Genomic DNA, 15,393 nt, shown 5'->3' on the forward strand with positions numbered 1-15,393 from the left:
TGTGCAAGCAGAGCGGACCGCCATGAACGTGGAAGAAATCCTCGCGACCCTGGTTGCATTTCCCTCTGTTGTGGGCACGCCAAACGGCGCGATCGTCGATTGGATCCGCGACTACTGTCAGGCAGCCGGAGCCGAGGTGACGGTTCTCCCCGGTCCCGAGGGCGACCGGTCCAACCTTTTCCTCACGATCGGCCCGCGCCAGGGTCGGGGCTACATCATCTCCGGGCATATGGATGTCGTCCCGGCCAGCGAGCCGGAATGGAGCTCGGACCCGTTCGTTCTGCGCCGCGAGAGCGGCAGGCTTTACGGCCGCGGCACCTCCGACATGAAGGGCTTCCTCGCCTGCGCATTAGCGGCGCTCCCAGGACTTGCGGCGATGAACCTGCGGCAGCCAGTTCACCTCGCATTCTCATATGACGAAGAGGCGGGGTGCCGTGGTGTGCCGCATCTCCTAGCCGCGTTGCCGAGCTTATGCGAGAGGCCGCTTGGCGCGATTGTCGGTGAGCCGAGCCGGATGCAGCCTGTGCGCGCGCACAAGGGGAAGGCCGCCGCGCGACTCGAGGTGATCGGGCGATCCGGCCATTCCTCACGCCCCGATCTCGGACTCAATGCCGTGCATGCCATGGCCGGCGTCATCGCGCACGCCGTGGCCTACGGCCGATCCCTCGCCGACGGGCCGCTCGATCAAAATTTCGAGCCCCCTTATTCTTCCTTGCAGGTGGGCGTCATCGCCGGTGGACAGGCGGTCAACATCATCCCTGGCCACTGCACAGCCGATATCGAGGCGCGTGCCGTGCCCGGCGTTTCTCCAGCCTCCCTGCTTGAGCCGGTCAAGGCCCGGCTTTTCGCCCTGCGAGACAGCGGCTTCGATGTGACGTGGCACGAGTTGAGCACCTATCCCGCCCTTGCGCCCGCCAACGGGAGCGCGCTAGCGGCCGTTCTGACGGAGCTGACGGGGCAGGAGCCGCTGACAGCTGTGAGTTACGGCACGGAGGCCGGACTTTATCAGCAGGCCGGCATCGATGCGGTCGTTTGCGGACCCGGCGACATCGGCCGTGCCCATCGTACCGACGAATATATCGAGATTGGTGAACTCGCCGCTTGCCGGAAGATGATCGAGGGGCTCGGCGCGCGTCTTGCGGCCTGAAGGAAGGGCGGTCACCATGGCGTTTCTTTTCAATTCCGATACGGCGCGTGCTGCGGTCTTCCGCGAGACCTTTGCGCGCCAGCTCCCGGATCTGGAATTCGTCCATTCCGGGGACGAGATGGAGCCGGAGAAGGTGCGCTATCTCATCACCTGGACGGTGCCGGACGAGATCTCGCGCTACCACAATCTGGAAGTGCTGTTTTCCATCGGAGCGGGCGTCGACCAGTTCAAGCAGGACGTGGTGCCAAGCCATGTGAAGCTCGTGCGCATGGTCGAGGACGGCATCATACGCATGATGCAGGAATACGTCGCGCTCGGCGTGTTGGCGCTCCACCGGGAGATGCCCGCCTATCTCGAGCAGCAGAAAAGATGCCTCTGGCAACCGATTGCCGCTCGACAGGCGGCCGAACGCCGGGTTGGCTTCCTCGGCCTTGGGATGCTGGCGCAGGCGGCTATCGAGCGCTTGAAGCCCTTCCGGTTTCCGCTTGCCGGCTGGAGCCGCAGCGAAAAGCGGATCGAGGACGTCGCCTGTTTTCACGGCACGGACCAACTCGCGGGCTTTCTGAAGCAAACGGATATTCTCGTCTGCCTGCTTCCGCTCACGGAACAAACGCACGGCATGCTCGATGCAGAGTTCTTCGACTTACTGCCCGTCGGGGCGCAGCTGCTGCATGTCGGCAGGGGTCCGCAACTGGACCAGGCCGCGCTGATCAACGCGCTCGACACCGGTCACGTATCTGCGGCGATGCTTGATGTCACCGATCCAGAACCGCTCCCGGAAGACCATCCGCTGTGGTCGCATCCGAAGGTGATGATAACGCCGCACATCGCCTCGGTGACGCAACCGCATACGGCGGCACAATCCGTCGTTGACAACATCCGGCGCCACCGCGCCGGAGAAGAACTGATCGGCCTCGTCGATCGGACACTCGGCTACTAACCAGGAAACATCACATGTCACTTCTGATCACGATCGACACAGTTCCAGACTTCGCGCCGAAGGAGGCACTACCGGCTCCGGAGCGGCTCATTTCCGGCAATCCATCCTTCAAGACCTGGGCGCAGGATGCCTCGAAGGGCGAAAAGGTGCTCACCGGTGTCTGGGAGGCGACGCCCGGCGAGACGCATTCGATCAAGGGCACTATCTACGAGTTCTGCCACATAGTTTCGGGTCTCGTCGAAATCAAAGAGAAGGGCGGTGAGACCAAGACCTACCGCGCCGGCGACAGTTTCGTGATGAAGCCTGGTTTCGTCGGCGTCTGGCGCACTATCGAGACCGTGCGCAAGATCTACGTCTGCGTTTACGACTGAGTTCAGCGCTCAAAGTCCCGCCGAATAGCGCGCGGAGGCTTCAGAACAATCGGCTTTTCAAGTTCCGCCTGACGCGATTCGACGCCGTCACACGGCTCATCCTCGACGGAAAATGCGGCAGGCGGTCGACTATTCTTCCGATGACGTTAGTGCGAATGAGGACCTCCATCAATGAAGACCTACAAGATAGCGCTCATCCCCGGCGACGGCATCGGCAAGGACGTCACGCAGGCGGCATGGCAGGTGCTGCAGGCGGCGGCTAAGCGGGGCGGTTTCGCCCTTGATGACACAAGATTCCCGTGGTCGTGCGCCCACTACCTGGAGACCGGTGCAATGATGCCGTCAGACGGCATCGAGACACTTCGAAAATTCGATGCTATCTATCTCGGCGCTGTGGGCTGGTCCGCGGAAGTGCCCGACTCAGTATCGCTTCACGGACTGCTCCTGCCGATCCGGAAAGGGTTCACGCAGTACGCCAACATACGACCGCACCGGCTGTTGCCGGGCGTTCAGGGGCCGCTCCGCTCCGATGGCTTCGATATCCTGTGCATCCGCGAGAATACGGAAGGCGAATATTCCGGCGCCGGTGGGCGCGTTCATTCCGGCACGGCCGATGAGGTCGCGGTTGAGACTGCGATCTTCACGCGTACGGGTGTCGAACGGATCATCCGTTTCGGTTTCGAACAGGCGCGGGTGCGTCGCAGGAAGCTCGCATCTGTCACCAAATCCAACGCGCAGAAACACACCATGGTTTTCTGGGATGAGGTCACGCGCGAGTTGGCAAAAGACTATGCCGATGTGGAGGTCTCGCACTACCACATCGACGCCATTGCCGCCCGCATGGTCCAGGCGCCGGAAAGCCTCGACGTAATCGTCGCATCGAACCTTTTCGGCGACATCCTCACGGATATTGGAGCGGCCATTCAGGGCGGGCTGGGTTACGCCGCCTCCGCCAATATCAATCCCGATCGCAGCGCGCCTTCCATGTTCGAGCCGGTCCACGGTTCGGCGCCCGACATCGCGCATCTCGGTGTCGCCAATCCGATCGCCGCGATCTGGTCCGGTGCGATGATGCTCGAGCATCTGGGCGAGGGGCAGGCTGCGGCCGAAGTGATGTCGGCAATCGAGTCCGCAACCGCGCGGGGGATTGGCACGATCGCGGGCAAGGACAGGACTGAAACAATCACGCAGGCCGTGCTGGCACGATTGAGCTGAAAGAGCAGAGGAAAGACCATGAATGCGATGACGAAGATTGGCATGTTCAACGATTCCGACCTTTTCCGCCAGCAGGCGCTGATTGGCGGTGTCTGGCGGGATGGCGAAACGAAGGGCGTGGTCGATGTCATTGACCCTGCCAGCCAAAGTGTTCTCGGCACCGTTCCCGCAATGGGCGAGAACGAGACGAGAGCGGCAATCGCTGCCGCGGCTGAGGCCTTCAAAAGCTGGAAGAAGAAGATCCATGCCGAGCGTGCAGGACTTCTGGAGCGCTGGCACGACCTCATTCGCCAGCACGAACAGGATCTCGCGCTCCTGCTGACGCTGGAACAGGGCAAGCCGCTTGCCGAGGCGGTGGCGGAAATCCGCTACGGCGCATCTTTTGTGAAATGGTTTGCGGAGGAGGCGCGCCGGATCGGTGGCTCGACCATTCCGTCACCCACGGCCGATCGCCGCATTCTGGTGCTGAAAGAACCCGTCGGCGTCTGCGCCATCATCACGCCGTGGAATTTCCCCAACGCGATGATCGCACGCAAAGTAGCACCGGCGCTGGCCGCAGGTTGTACGGTTGTCATCAAGCCGTCGGAATTTACGCCATTCTCGGCGCTGGCGCTCGGCGTTCTGGCGGAACGGGCAGGTATCCCTGCAGGCGTGATCAACATTGTGACGGGCATGCCCGTCGAAATCGGCAACGAACTGATGGCCAATCAGACGGTGCGGAAGATCTCGTTCACCGGTTCGACCCGGGTCGGTGCGCTGCTCATGCGTGGTGCGGCCGATAGTATCAAGCGGCTGAGCCTGGAGCTTGGCGGCAACGCACCCTTTATCGTCTTTGACGACGCCGATCTGGATAAGGCAGTTGAAGGGGTGATCGCATCCAAGTTCCGCAATGGCGGTCAAACCTGCGTCTGCGCGAACCGGATTCTTGTGCAGGAAGGCGTTTACGACGCGTTCGCCGAAAAGCTGAGCCAGCGCGTCACGCGGATGAAGGTTGGCGCAGGGACCGACGAGGGCACTGAGATCGGCCCGATGATCAACGCGGCCGCGATCGACAAGATCGAGCGTCACATCGCGGATGCACGGGCGAAAGGTGCGCAGATCATCGCCCAAAGCGAGACGATGCCGGAGGGTAAGCAATATGCACGGCCCGTCGTGCTGGGAGAAGCTACTACGGGGATGCTCCTGGCATCGGAAGAGACGTTCGGTCCGGTGGCGCCGCTTTTTCGCTTCGAGACGGAGGAAGAGGTCATCGCCATTGCGAACGGTACGCCGTTCGGCCTTGCCGCCTACTTCTACACCGACAACCTCAAGCGTTCATGGCGTGTTGCCGAGGCGCTGGAGTTCGGTATGGTCGGGCTCAACACAGGCATGATCTCGACCGAGGTTGCGCCTTTCGGCGGTGTCAAGCAGTCCGGAGTGGGGCGCGAAGGATCGCAGCTCGGCATCGAGGAATATCTCGAGGTCAAGGCGCTTCATGTTGGCGGGCTTAACTAGTGGATGGAATCTAACGCTTGGTGCCCGCGTTTGACGGCGGCAATGATCTTGTCGGGGTCCGGCGATCCAAGAGAAGGGTTTGGGTTGCTGGTTGTGCTCTGCGAGGAAGCGGTTGATTGCCGCTTGGAGGTCGACAACGGAATGGAAGACGCCGCGCTTGAGGCGACGCTTTGACAACTTGGCGAAGAAACCCTCTCCCGCGTTGAGCCACGAGCACGACGTCGGCGTGAAGTGGAAGGTGAAGCGCTGATGGCGGTCGAGCCAAGCGCGCATCTTGGGGTGCTTGTGGGCGGCGTAGTTATCGAGGACGACGTGGACGGCCTTGCTGGCCGGCATTTGCGCCTCGATGGCGTTGAGGAAGCGGATGAACTCCTGATGGCGATGCCGCTGCATGTTCTTGCCGATAACGGTGCCGTCGAGCACGTTGAGGCGGCAAACAGGGTGATCGTGCCATGCCGCTTGTAGTCGTGGGTCATGGTGCCGAGCCTTCCCTTCTTCATAGGCAGGCCGGGCTGGGTGCGGTCGAGCGCCTGGATCTGGCTCTTCTCGTCGACCGACAGCACGATGGCGTGAGCCGGCGGATCGACATAGAGGCCGACGACGTCGCGCAGCTTGTTGACGAACTGGGGATCGTTGGAGAGCTTGAACTGGCGCCAGCGGTTGAGCTGCAGCCCGTGCGCCTTCCAGATGCGACGCACAGCGCTTGCGCTGATGCCAGCCGCTTGCGCCATCATGTCGGCGGTCCAGTGCGTCGTCTCGCCCGGCAGCTTGGCAAGCGTCAGCGCCACCACGCGCTCGGCCACCTCGGGTCCGAGAGGCGGAATGCGCGAGAGGGCCGCGTCTTGTCGCGCAACAGCCCCTCGAAGCCTTCAGTGGCGAAGCGCTCCTGCCAGCGCCACACGCAGGTCTTCGATTTGCCGGTTTGCCGCATGATCTCGACGGTGCCGGTGCCGTTGACGCTCAGCAGGATGATCTCGGCGCGCCAGACATGCTTCTGCGGCGTATTGCGATCCCGGATGAGCGCCGTCAGTCGCTGGCGATCGGTTGGCGAAACGGTGAACGATATTCCTGCGCGGATGCAACAGACTCGCATGCGCACTCGTGAAAAGGAATCCCACCCCACTCTTATGTCACGCCCTGTCCGACGCCGATGCACATCGTGGTGAGCGCGAGCCAGCCTTGCATTTGCTAAGCCTCCAGCGCGGCCCTCCCGGCGATCCGCGCGCCGGACATGCCGAGCGCGATCGCCCCCGCCGTTCGGGTTCGCGTGGTCGGCGTCCTCGGCGATTACGGCGGCTGATGATCCTCGAACCAGAATGATGACTGGCGTCGCGAGATTGTTCCCACCGACGGCAAGGGAAAATGCGATGTCATGACGATACGTCCATTGTCCGAGCAAGCCTCCAGGAATGCCCACCGCGTCCGACGTGCCTGGTCAGGGTCCGTGTCGTACCGAAAGCTCCAGTCGGGGTATAGGCATTGCATCGGCCAATGCATGAGATCGCCGGAAAACACTGCCCCTACGCCTCGAGATCTCAGGCCGATGGCTACGTGCCCCGGGGTGTGGCCCGGCGTCGGCTCCAGCCACACTTCGCCATCGAGTTCATAATCCATATCGACAAGCACAGCCCGACCAGCCTCGACGATTGGCAGCACATTGTCCTGATAGGTCCGTTCGTCGGCATCGCCGGAGGCGGCCTGTGCGGCCTCGAACTCGCGCCGCGCCATGATGTAGCGGGCGTTCGGGAATGTCGGTATCCAACGCCCGTCCACCAATCGTGTGTTCCAGCCGCAATGGTCGATATGAAGATGGGTGCACAGCACATAGTCGATCTGCTCGGGAGCAACACCTGCATTCGCCAAGCGCGCCAAAAAGGTGCCGTCATTGCGGCGATGCCAATGCGGGAAGTATGCGCACGTCTTGTCGTTGCCGACGCAACTGTCGACCAGAATGGTGTGGTGGCCGGTACGAACCAGAAAACTCTGGATGGGAAGAATAAGCCGGCCGGTTGCCGGCGATATCAATCGGGGCGTGAGCCAATGAAGATGCGGTTCGAGTGCTTCGTCGGTGCAGTCGGGGAACCATTCCGACGGCGTCCCCAGAGGGTCGCACATCTCCAGAATTCTGGTTACCCAGATATTCCCGATTCTCCAATCGTCCATTGATGCGATCCTTCTTCGATCGAGGACGGATCGCTAGAGATAACATTTGCGGCAAGATGGCGTCAGACATTTCTTCCGATAGGAAGACGGAGGCGCTCGCGATGTGGCCGCGCTTACGATCGGGTACCAATCGTTAGATCTTAACCACTAGTTATCTTGCAAGCAGGTGGAAACACTTGCAGCCCCTAAAGCGTTGGAACAACAAAGAAGGGGGCGTGAAAACCGTCCCTTCTCTATTGCGACCAGTGAGCATTAGCGTTTTGGGAGCGCCTCAGTCTGGTGCGACTGCGCCAGCAAACAAACGTTCAGGCGAATTCCCGAACGGGCTCCAGTCCGACGGCGCCGGCCAGACCGCCGATATCCTTGATTTCGGTATATTCGTAGAAGGGGTTCGCAGGCTCGTGGCCGCGGTTCACCCAGACCTTGCTCTTGATACCGAGATCACAGGCGGTCATGAGATCGTAGCGAAATGAGGACGACACGTGCGTAATGTCCTCCGGGCCGCAGCCGAGCTTCTCGAACATATATTCGAAGCCCTTCATCTGCGGCTTGTAGGCGCCCGTCTCTTCGGCCGTGATGACCATGTGGAAGGGTGCGCCGAGTTTCTCCACGTTCGACATGATCAGGCTCTTCATGGAGTTCGACAGGATCACCAGCGGAATCTCCTTGGCGACCTTGGCCAGGCCCACCGGGACATCCGGGTGCGGACCCCATGTCGGCACTTCCGCATAGATGCGCTGGGCATCCTCGGGCCGGAATGCGACGCCGTTGCGCTTGCAGGTCCGTTCCACGGAATTGTGCACGACCTCGCTGTACGGCTTCCAGGCGCCAAGGACCTCATCGAGGCGATAGGCCGAGAAATCCTTGATGAACTGCGCCATCCCAACTGGGGAGAGCTGGGCACCATATACGCGTCTCGCCGCGCCGGCCATGTCGAAGTTGGTCAGTGTGCCGTAGCAGTCGAAGGTGATGTATTTCGGTCTGAACTGGGTCATGAGCGTCGATCCTTCCAATCCTGTCGGCACTGCGTGCCTTTAACAGCAAGGATCATAATGAGGACCGGAGAAGACTAGTCGCCGCATTCGATGCGCCCTGAAGCAGATTGTTTTGTATTGCGTGAGAGCTTTGGCAGAGAGTTGCGCCTGAGTTCGTTTCGAGCTTCGGCGGGCGCGCGATCTCTCAGCCGTGCGTGGCATAAGATGCGGTGTCAGCGGCAAAGGAAAGTCAAAACGCCTATCGCTCAGGTTCTGGTCGGGAGGAACTGCTGCCCGCGGCAGCCTATCTTGGACCTAGAGAATTCAGGCCCGGAATGAACCATGACCGCGCAGCAGATCACGCTGGAAAACGAGCTGAAGGACGAAACCACACCACACCGGACTTATGCTCTCGTCAGTCGGGCCCTGCGCTGAATCGGAGGAAGAAATGCTGGCAAACTCACTGATCGAACTCGATCGCGCACATCTGGTTCACCCGTTTTCATGCTATCGGAGCCACGAGGACACGGGCGTGCGGGTGCTCAAATCCGCCAAGGGCGCAACCGTGACCGATGCAAGCGGGAAAACCCTGCTGGACGGATTCGCCGGTCTATGGTGCGTCAACATCGGATACGGCCAGGAAAGCGTCGTTGAAGCAGCCGCAAAGCAGCTAAGAGAGCTTCCCTATGCGACGGGATATTTCGGGCTGGGATCCGAGCCTGCCATTCGCCTTGCTGCCAGGCTTGCCGAACTGGCGCCCGGCGATTTGAACCATGTCTATTTCACGCTTGGCGGCTCCGACGCAGTCGACAGTACGATCCGCTTCATTCGCTATTACCACCATGCCAAGGGTACGCCGCAAAAGGACCAGTTCATCTCGGTCGAGTATGGCTACCATGGATCCTCGACGGCAGGGTCAGGTCTGACCGCGATCCCGGCTTTCCACGCCGGTTTCGGCGTGCCATACGACTGGCAGCACAAGATTCCTTCGCACTACGCCTATCGCAATCCGGTTGGTTCTGACCCGCAGGCGATCATCGATGCATCGGTCGCGGCGCTGCGGGCCAAAATCGCGGAACTCGGCGCCGGCCGCGTCGCGGCCTTCTACGCCGAGCCCATCCAGGGTTCGGGCGGTGTCCTCGTTCCACCGACAGGTTGGCTGAAGGCTCTGCACGCCGTGTGCAAGGAACACGACATTCTGTTCGTTGCCGACGAAGTCATCACTGCCTTTGGCCGTACCGGCCCCCTCTTCGCGTGTGAGGAAGACGAGGTCGTGCCGGATTTCATGACCACGGCGAAGGGACTGACCTCGGGCTACGTGCCGATGGGCGCCGTTTTTATGTCGGCCCAGGTGTACAATACGATCGCGGACGGAGCCGGCAAAGCGGCTGTCGGCCATGGCTATACTTATTCGGCCCATCCCGTGAGCGCGGCGGTCGGGCTCGAATGCCTGCGTCTTTATGAAGATGGCTTGCTCGAGAATGGGCGCAAGGCGGGCAAGCGCCTGATGGAAGGCCTTCGCTCGCTCGCCGACCACCCGCTGGTGGGCGACATTCGCGGTCGCGGCATGCTGGCAGCAATCGAGTTGGTCACCGACAAGGCACGCAAGACGCCGCTGCCGGTGGCGGCCGATCCGGGGCGCCGCATCTTCGAGCGCGCGTGGGCGAACGGCCTTGTCATCCGTGCCTTCAACAGCGGCATTCTCGGCTATGCGCCGCCGCTCTGCTGCACGGACGACGATATTGATGGAATCCTCGAACGCACGCGGATGACGCTGGACCAAACCCTCGAAGACAAGGATGTGCGGGCAGCGATGAAGGGCTGATCAGCGGGCGCATTGCATCGACCAGGGCTAAACTCACGCCGTCCGGGTCTTTCGCATGTTTCCCGGCCTAAGTATCAGGCCGGACGCTTCTTTCTCCGCTATACGAACGGCTCCGAGAACGACATTCAACGCCATGTGGCCCGGCCCAAGATTTCCGGCGAAACCCGCTTACAGGCAGGACGCGCCTGTCGTGATATCTTCCTGGGCCAAATGAAAACCGCTAAAACCTCCGGCCCTCCTTTTGGGACTAGCTTGGCGATCGGCTCGGCGTCACCGAGGCTTCACCTCCAATACTTGCCAAACCTGGTCAGCGGCGGTTTCGCATCCCACTTATCGACTTTTGCCCCTGTCACCCATCGCGCAGCAAAGATGATGGTCCGGCGATTTGTCTCCACGAATCGTCGACCTCGCATCGGCCATTCTGAAGCTCAGCGAGGTCGATCGTGACTCGTTGCACGGCGAGTTCGGGTCTCTTCGGCCTGGAGCCCGCCATTGAGACAATTCCCGCCCGCTCAAGGGCCGCCAAGGAGCGGGATACGTTCGGCTGCGGACGCGCCGCCAACCTGCACAGTTCCGTGATGCTTTGCGGTCGATACCGATGGATCAGCGCCACCAGCCGACAATTCTCAGGGGTCAACGCCCGCAGAACCTCTTCCGGCGCGCACGACTGAGCCATTGGTTCAGGGACCACCAGATGCCCCGCCGCCTGAGCCGTCGCCGCCGCCATCACTGTCGTGCGTGTTTTCCTCAGTAAGGGTGCTTTCCAAGTAAACAATGGCCTCGACGAAAGACGGAAATGCCTCTTTTACTCTGTCGAGGCTTTCCTGCACCTTGTCTGTTTTCAGGTCAAAACCGTACCGATGCCTCACCAGGTAACGGAATCCCTTTAACTCACTCAAGGACTGATAAAGCTCGGGGTCGAGCACAGCCGGCCGGATGCCTGCAACTTCCGCCGACATCTGATCGAGCACGTCCTGGTGCATGGTAGGCCCTTGGGGAACGAGGCCGTCTATGTCGTTGGAGAGGCTGAGCAGGATGTCCTCGATGCCGTTGTAGACATCGTGGACTCCCAGCGAAACTGCTGCGACCGCGCCCCATTCGCCGCGTGACAGCTCACTCCGATGAGCCGCCAGACATTCCTCGATTTGCTGCAGTTCCTTCGCAGCGCGGTCGATTTTTGGCGACAGTTTTGCGAATGCCGGATGCTTAAACGCTGTCATTAAGCAATTCCTGCACTCGTTCGGCCGAAACGTCTGAGGCAAAGATCAGGTCATAAGGAATGTTCGTTCCCCGAAGCTGGTCTGCGACCAAGCGCTCTACCATGGCCCGGCGCGCGGGATCAGTGCGTCCGTTCACCAGCAGATCTAAGTCCGAGTGGACGCGGAAACGGTTTTTCGCGAGGGATCCGACAACGGAGATATCGACGCCGCGGGCTTTGGCGTTCCGGAGAATACGCGATACACAGGCTTGCGCGGTCTTCCGGCGATCGTCAGCTCTTCGGTGGATCAAAGTTTTGATCTTGTTCATCTTTTCGCCTGTTGCCTTTGGTGACCCGAGGCGCGATTGTCGCAACTCCGCAAGCTGTGCGTGCTACCTGCCTATATATCATTGTATGATATATTCAAGCCATTTGACGAGGACAAGGCGAAAACAGGCGTTCGCTGGAAATGTCCAGATGCAGTCGAAGTTTTAGGCTAAGCGCCGTTCAGGCGAGTGGCAATGACGGCCTCCGCCGAATCGTGACACCGTCATTCGACAAATGCCGCGCGCGCAACAAGATGGAGCTTGGCACGAGCGCCGCCGCTTGAGGACCGAGCCGGAGCAGCTTTCTCATTTGTCGAAAATGATGTCGAGAGGCAAATGGGATTTCACGATCGGTGACTTCAGCACGACGAAGCTGAAATATTTGTCGATTCCGATATCCAACTCGATCATGCGCTCCATGATCGTCTGGTACTCGGTGATGCCCGCTGTGACAAACTTCACAAGATAGTCGTAGCCGCCTGAAACCAGATGGCATTCGATGACAGAATCGACTTTCTGAATTGCGGTGAGAAATCTCGCGAAGTCGTTCTGTTGATGGTGCTTGAGCGTGACTTCGGTGAAGATCGTTAGAGTCTGTCCGAGCTTGGACACATCGATCTGGGCGGAATAGCCGGTGATGAAGCCTTCCGCCTGAAGTTTCTTCACCCGCATCAGGCAAGGGCTCGGCGAAAGGTTGACCAGGTCGGCAAGCTCGACATTCGTGACCCGCCCGTTCTTTTGCAGTTGGGATAAGATCTTGATGTCGATCCTGTCGAGCTTCATTGGAAACCTGTCACAGGTTCGAACCGCGGATCGCCCGACAGACGGCGTCCGTCACCTCCTGCGTGGTCGCTGTCCCTCCTACGTCCGGCGTCAGCACGCCTTCACTCGTCACCGCTTCCACAGCGCTCATCAACCGCACCGCCGCTGCGCTCTCGCCCAGATGTTCGAGCATCTGGGCAGCGGTCCAGAAGGTGGCGACCGGGTTGGCAATACCTTTACCGGCGATGTCGAATGCCGAGCCGTGAATTGGCTCGAACATCGAGGGATAGCGCCGCTCGGGATCAATGTTGGCGGTCGGTGCAACGCCGAGACTGCCCGCGAGCGCGCCTGCAAGGTCCGACAATATGTCGGCGTGAAGATTGGTGGCGACGATCGTATCGAGGCTCCGAGGTTTCAACGTCATACGCACTGTCATAGCATCGACTAGCATCTTGTCCCACGCGACGTCCGGGAATTCCTGCGCCACCTCGGCTGCGATTTCGTCCCACATTACCATGCCGTGACGCTGCGCGTTGGATTTCGTAACAACTGTCAGGAGCTTTCGCGGCCGTGACTGCGCCAGCCGGAATGCATAGCGCATGATGCGGGTGACGCCGACGCGCGTGAAGATCGCGACCTCGGTTCCGACCTCCTCGGGGAGTCCGCGATGGGCGCGGCCGCCGTGGCCCGAATACTCGCCCTCGGAATTCTCCCGCACGATCACCCAATCCAGATCGCCAGGGCCAACGCCCGCCAGCGGCGAAACAATCCCAGGCAATATCCTGGTCGGCCGCACGTTGGCGTACTGATCAAAGCCTTGGCAGATCGGCAGCCGGAGGCCCCAGAGCGTGATGTTGTGAGGCAGATCGGAGGCGCCCACCGCGCCAAAGAAGATGGCGTCGAAGCGCTTCAGTTGCGCCACCCCATCTTCGGGCATCATCCGACCGTGGGCCTTGTAATAGTCTGAGCCCCAGTCGAAGTGCTGGACGCGGAGCTTGAAGTCGCCGCAGCGCTGCTGCAGCGCCTCAAGCGCCTGGAGACCTGCGGCAATCACCTCTGGGCCGATCCCGTCGGCAGGAATGGCGGCAATCTCATATTCGCGCATCGTCACTTCCCTGTTTTTTGGTGCTGGCCGCCTCGTGACCTCAATCTCGTGTGCGATCGATTGTATGTTGGCAAGACGGTCTTCTCAGAATTCAGCGACCTTGCCCCACGCAGCAGTCTTCAGGCGCTCGGGCCTATAAGGACGCGGATCGACGATAGGCTCGCTGCCTGTAATGATGTCGGCGATCATATGCCCCGCGCCGGGGCCAATCCCGAAGCCGTGACCGCTGAATCCCGCCGCCAGGATGAAGCCCGGAATCCCCTCCACTTCGCCGACGGCGGGAATGCCATCGGGTGTACTGTCGATATAACCCGCCCACACATCGGAGATCGCGACGCGTTGGAGTTCGGGGATCAATTCGCAGGCTCTTCGATATGTCAGCCGAATCTGTCCCATGTCGGGCTTCGGGTCGAGAATGCGGTTCCGTTCCATTGGCGTGATGTCGTCGAGGGCCCATTTGCGCAGGCTTTCATGGCCTTGACGCCAGCCCTCTAAGGCGCCCGGGGCGAGATTGCGCCAGCGGCGGGCGAACATAGGTACAAACTCGCGGCTGAACCTGAACTGCTGCGGCGTTGGATCGACACGCGCCCGCCCGCTGATCGCCAGCGCGTATCCACCGTTGCTACGCCGCGTCAGAGAGACGCGCGCGGTATGCAGGGCATCCGGCAGGCTGTTTGCGCCGGGTGCCACGGCCAGAATGGACGAACGCACGGCAGCTTGCGGAAAACGAATACCGAGCTGGTTGCAGAAGGAAGAAGCCCACGCGCCTCCGGCCATGACAACGGTCTTTGTCTGGATGGGGCCTGCTTCGGTCACCACAGCGCTCACCCGGCCGGCGCTCAACTCGAGCCCGCGCGCCGCGCAGTGCTGATGTACGGTGCCGCCCGCTGCCATGATGCCGCGCGCGGCAACCGGCACTGCCTTGGAAGGATCCGCCGTTCCGTCAGTTGGCGAGAACACGCCACCTTTCCATTTGCGGCCCGTCGCTTTGCCCCGTTCGGTGGCTTCTTCCGCGCTCAGCATGTGCGTGGTGATCCCGACCGTTCTCGCAAAATCGCGCCACTTCGCCCAGCCTGCCAGCTCATTTTCGTCTTGTGAGAGATAGAGGAGCCCGCAGCGGCGAAAGCCGGTGTCTTGGCCGGTCTCCTGTGCCACCTTCTCCCAGAGATCGAGGCTCTTGGTTGCCATTGGCAACTCGCGCGCATCGCGGTTCTGCTGGCGGCACCAGCCCCAGTTGCGGCTGGACTGCTCGGCCGCGATGCGCCCCTTCTCGACCAGGGCGACCTTGAGGCCGCGGCGCGCCAGATAGTATGCGCTGAACACGCCCACCACGCCGCCGCCGATGACGACGACGTCCGCCTCGCGAGGGAGGGAAGGGCTGCAGTCGATGTGCATGAGCGGCGCGGGCATGGATGGGACTCCGGTAATTTGAAGCAGCCTAACCTGCCGCCCGCAGAGGCAGGCTGCGGAGTTTGTGCCTGGACGGAATTTCCTGCGTTTAGCAGCCTCCAGGACAGGCAATTATTGCGCGAAAAGCTCGCTGCCAGCCAAGCAGGAGTACACTTCATGCAGTCGCGTCATCTGCGGCATGGGCGGCACACGGCGCAGTTGTCGACCATGATCGGCAGCGCCTTTGCCCACATTGCGATGGGCCGCACGGTCACCAATCCGCTCGGCGGCAGCCTGGACATGGTGCCGATGTACACCGGAAAGCCTTGGTCCTATTCCTCATGGGCGCGTATTGCCGGGTGAAGGATATGGTTGCCTGATCCCGGTTTCCGCGTCGAAACGGGAACAGAGTGAAATGCCGAACTGGATGTTCTTTTCAGAAGTTCCTGCCGCGCGAGGGCCAAGTTTCGAAGACTCTGCGGAA

The 15,393-nt window shown here is 61.0% G+C and carries 15 protein-coding genes and 1 pseudogene; 7 read left to right on the top strand and 9 right to left on the bottom strand.

Features of this window, described 5'->3' with window-relative positions; all coding sequences use genetic code 11:
- Positions 1-22: 22 nt before the first annotated feature.
- The 5 genes from argE (at position 23) to NKJ91_RS11165 (ending at position 5,167) form a co-directional block, all read left to right on the top strand.
- A complete protein-coding gene (argE, locus tag NKJ91_RS11145) occupies positions 23-1,147 on the top strand; it encodes an acetylornithine deacetylase (RefSeq protein WP_352455635.1) in 1,125 nt (374 codons plus the stop codon).
- Between the two features lie 16 nt (positions 1,148-1,163).
- A complete protein-coding gene (locus NKJ91_RS11150; RefSeq protein ID WP_352455575.1) occupies positions 1,164-2,087 on the top strand; it encodes a 2-hydroxyacid dehydrogenase in 924 nt (307 codons plus the stop codon).
- 14 nt (positions 2,088-2,101) lie between these two features.
- Positions 2,102-2,458, top strand: coding sequence for a cupin domain-containing protein (locus NKJ91_RS11155; RefSeq protein WP_352455576.1), 357 nt, complete (start codon positions 2,102-2,104; stop codon positions 2,456-2,458).
- Between the two features lie 171 nt (positions 2,459-2,629).
- Positions 2,630-3,673, top strand: a complete 1,044-nt coding sequence (locus NKJ91_RS11160) for a tartrate dehydrogenase (RefSeq protein WP_352455577.1) — start codon at positions 2,630-2,632, stop codon at positions 3,671-3,673.
- A gap of 18 nt (positions 3,674-3,691) precedes the next feature.
- A complete protein-coding gene (locus NKJ91_RS11165; RefSeq protein WP_352455578.1) occupies positions 3,692-5,167 on the top strand; it encodes an NAD-dependent succinate-semialdehyde dehydrogenase in 1,476 nt (491 codons plus the stop codon).
- On the opposite strand, the pseudogene NKJ91_RS11170 reads toward NKJ91_RS11165, so the two are convergent.
- The 3 genes and pseudogenes from NKJ91_RS11170 to NKJ91_RS11180 form a co-directional block, all read right to left on the bottom strand.
- Positions 5,164-6,245: pseudogene (locus NKJ91_RS11170) on the bottom strand (IS630 family transposase). The gene NKJ91_RS11165 and the pseudogene NKJ91_RS11170 sit on opposite strands and share 4 nt — an antisense overlap.
- 209 nt (positions 6,246-6,454) lie before the next feature.
- On the bottom strand, positions 6,455-7,330 hold the full coding sequence (locus NKJ91_RS11175; protein ID WP_352455579.1) for an MBL fold metallo-hydrolase: 876 nt from the start codon (positions 7,328-7,330) through the stop codon (positions 6,455-6,457).
- Positions 7,331-7,635: 305 nt separating this feature from the next.
- Entirely contained in the window at positions 7,636-8,325 is a 690-nt protein-coding gene (locus NKJ91_RS11180) for a haloacid dehalogenase type II (protein ID WP_352455580.1), read from the bottom strand.
- A 427-nt stretch (positions 8,326-8,752) separates the two neighbouring features.
- On the opposite strand from NKJ91_RS11180, the gene NKJ91_RS11185 reads away from it, so the two are divergent.
- Positions 8,753-10,129, top strand: coding sequence for an aspartate aminotransferase family protein (locus tag NKJ91_RS11185; RefSeq protein WP_352455581.1), 1,377 nt, complete (start codon positions 8,753-8,755; stop codon positions 10,127-10,129).
- Between the two features lie 349 nt (positions 10,130-10,478).
- Here NKJ91_RS11185 and NKJ91_RS11190 read toward each other — a convergent pair whose 3' ends face one another.
- From NKJ91_RS11190 to NKJ91_RS11215, 6 genes are all read right to left on the bottom strand, one after another.
- The gene (locus NKJ91_RS11190; protein WP_352450644.1) at positions 10,479-10,856 is read right to left on the bottom strand and encodes an HVO_A0114 family putative DNA-binding protein; all 378 of its coding nucleotides are present in this window, start codon (positions 10,854-10,856) and stop codon (positions 10,479-10,481) included.
- Positions 10,810-11,349 carry a ribonuclease toxin HepT-like protein gene (locus tag NKJ91_RS11195; RefSeq protein WP_352455582.1) on the bottom strand — a complete coding sequence of 180 codons (540 nt, stop codon included), beginning with the start codon at positions 11,347-11,349 and terminating at the stop codon, positions 10,810-10,812. The genes NKJ91_RS11190 and NKJ91_RS11195 overlap by 47 nt, the downstream gene beginning before the upstream one ends.
- Positions 11,336-11,656: a nucleotidyltransferase domain-containing protein gene (locus tag NKJ91_RS11200; protein ID WP_352455583.1), complete on the bottom strand. Its 321-nt coding sequence runs from the start codon at positions 11,654-11,656 to the stop codon at positions 11,336-11,338. Before NKJ91_RS11200 ends, NKJ91_RS11195 begins: the two co-directional genes overlap by 14 nt.
- A 303-nt stretch (positions 11,657-11,959) precedes the next feature.
- Complete coding sequence (locus NKJ91_RS11205) at positions 11,960-12,436, bottom strand: Lrp/AsnC family transcriptional regulator (protein WP_352455584.1); 477 nt, start codon at positions 12,434-12,436, stop codon at positions 11,960-11,962.
- Positions 12,437-12,446: 10 nt separating this feature from the next.
- Positions 12,447-13,520, bottom strand: a complete 1,074-nt coding sequence (locus NKJ91_RS11210) for a tartrate dehydrogenase (protein ID WP_352455585.1) — start codon at positions 13,518-13,520, stop codon at positions 12,447-12,449.
- A gap of 84 nt (positions 13,521-13,604) precedes the next feature.
- Positions 13,605-14,930, bottom strand: a complete 1,326-nt coding sequence (locus NKJ91_RS11215) for an NAD(P)/FAD-dependent oxidoreductase (protein WP_352455586.1) — start codon at positions 14,928-14,930, stop codon at positions 13,605-13,607.
- A 156-nt stretch (positions 14,931-15,086) separates the two neighbouring features.
- Here NKJ91_RS11215 and NKJ91_RS11220 point away from each other — a divergent pair, with 156 nt between their 5' ends.
- Entirely contained in the window at positions 15,087-15,272 is a 186-nt protein-coding gene (locus tag NKJ91_RS11220) for a hypothetical protein (protein WP_352455587.1), read from the top strand.
- Positions 15,273-15,393 lie beyond the last annotated feature (121 nt).

This window comes from Mesorhizobium sp. M0040, assembly GCF_040323505.1.
GTDB lineage: Bacteria > Pseudomonadota > Alphaproteobacteria > Rhizobiales > Rhizobiaceae > Mesorhizobium.

What these genes read in the sequence shown, in the direction of transcription:
- NKJ91_RS11215 (WP_352455586.1), bottom strand. Translation starts at nt 14,930, where the DNA reads ATGCCCGCGCCGCTCATGCACATCGACTGCAGCCCTTCCCTCCCTCGC.
- NKJ91_RS11195 (WP_352455582.1), bottom strand. Translation starts at nt 11,349, where the DNA reads ATGACAGCGTTTAAGCATCCGGCATTCGCAAAACTGTCGCCAAAAATC.
- argE (WP_352455635.1), top strand. Translation starts at nt 23, where the DNA reads ATGAACGTGGAAGAAATCCTCGCGACCCTGGTTGCATTTCCCTCTGTT.
- NKJ91_RS11160 (WP_352455577.1), top strand. Translation starts at nt 2,630, where the DNA reads ATGAAGACCTACAAGATAGCGCTCATCCCCGGCGACGGCATCGGCAAG.
- NKJ91_RS11210 (WP_352455585.1), bottom strand. Translation starts at nt 13,520, where the DNA reads ATGCGCGAATATGAGATTGCCGCCATTCCTGCCGACGGGATCGGCCCA.
- NKJ91_RS11220 (WP_352455587.1), top strand. Translation starts at nt 15,087, where the DNA reads ATGCAGTCGCGTCATCTGCGGCATGGGCGGCACACGGCGCAGTTGTCG.
- NKJ91_RS11200 (WP_352455583.1), bottom strand. Translation starts at nt 11,656, where the DNA reads ATGAACAAGATCAAAACTTTGATCCACCGAAGAGCTGACGATCGCCGG.
- NKJ91_RS11185 (WP_352455581.1), top strand. Translation starts at nt 8,753, where the DNA reads ATGCTGGCAAACTCACTGATCGAACTCGATCGCGCACATCTGGTTCAC.
- NKJ91_RS11165 (WP_352455578.1), top strand. Translation starts at nt 3,692, where the DNA reads ATGAATGCGATGACGAAGATTGGCATGTTCAACGATTCCGACCTTTTC.
- NKJ91_RS11205 (WP_352455584.1), bottom strand. Translation starts at nt 12,436, where the DNA reads ATGAAGCTCGACAGGATCGACATCAAGATCTTATCCCAACTGCAAAAG.
- NKJ91_RS11190 (WP_352450644.1), bottom strand. Translation starts at nt 10,856, where the DNA reads ATGGCGGCGGCGACGGCTCAGGCGGCGGGGCATCTGGTGGTCCCTGAA.
- NKJ91_RS11155 (WP_352455576.1), top strand. Translation starts at nt 2,102, where the DNA reads ATGTCACTTCTGATCACGATCGACACAGTTCCAGACTTCGCGCCGAAG.
- NKJ91_RS11175 (WP_352455579.1), bottom strand. Translation starts at nt 7,330, where the DNA reads ATGGACGATTGGAGAATCGGGAATATCTGGGTAACCAGAATTCTGGAG.
- NKJ91_RS11180 (WP_352455580.1), bottom strand. Translation starts at nt 8,325, where the DNA reads ATGACCCAGTTCAGACCGAAATACATCACCTTCGACTGCTACGGCACA.
- NKJ91_RS11150 (WP_352455575.1), top strand. Translation starts at nt 1,164, where the DNA reads ATGGCGTTTCTTTTCAATTCCGATACGGCGCGTGCTGCGGTCTTCCGC.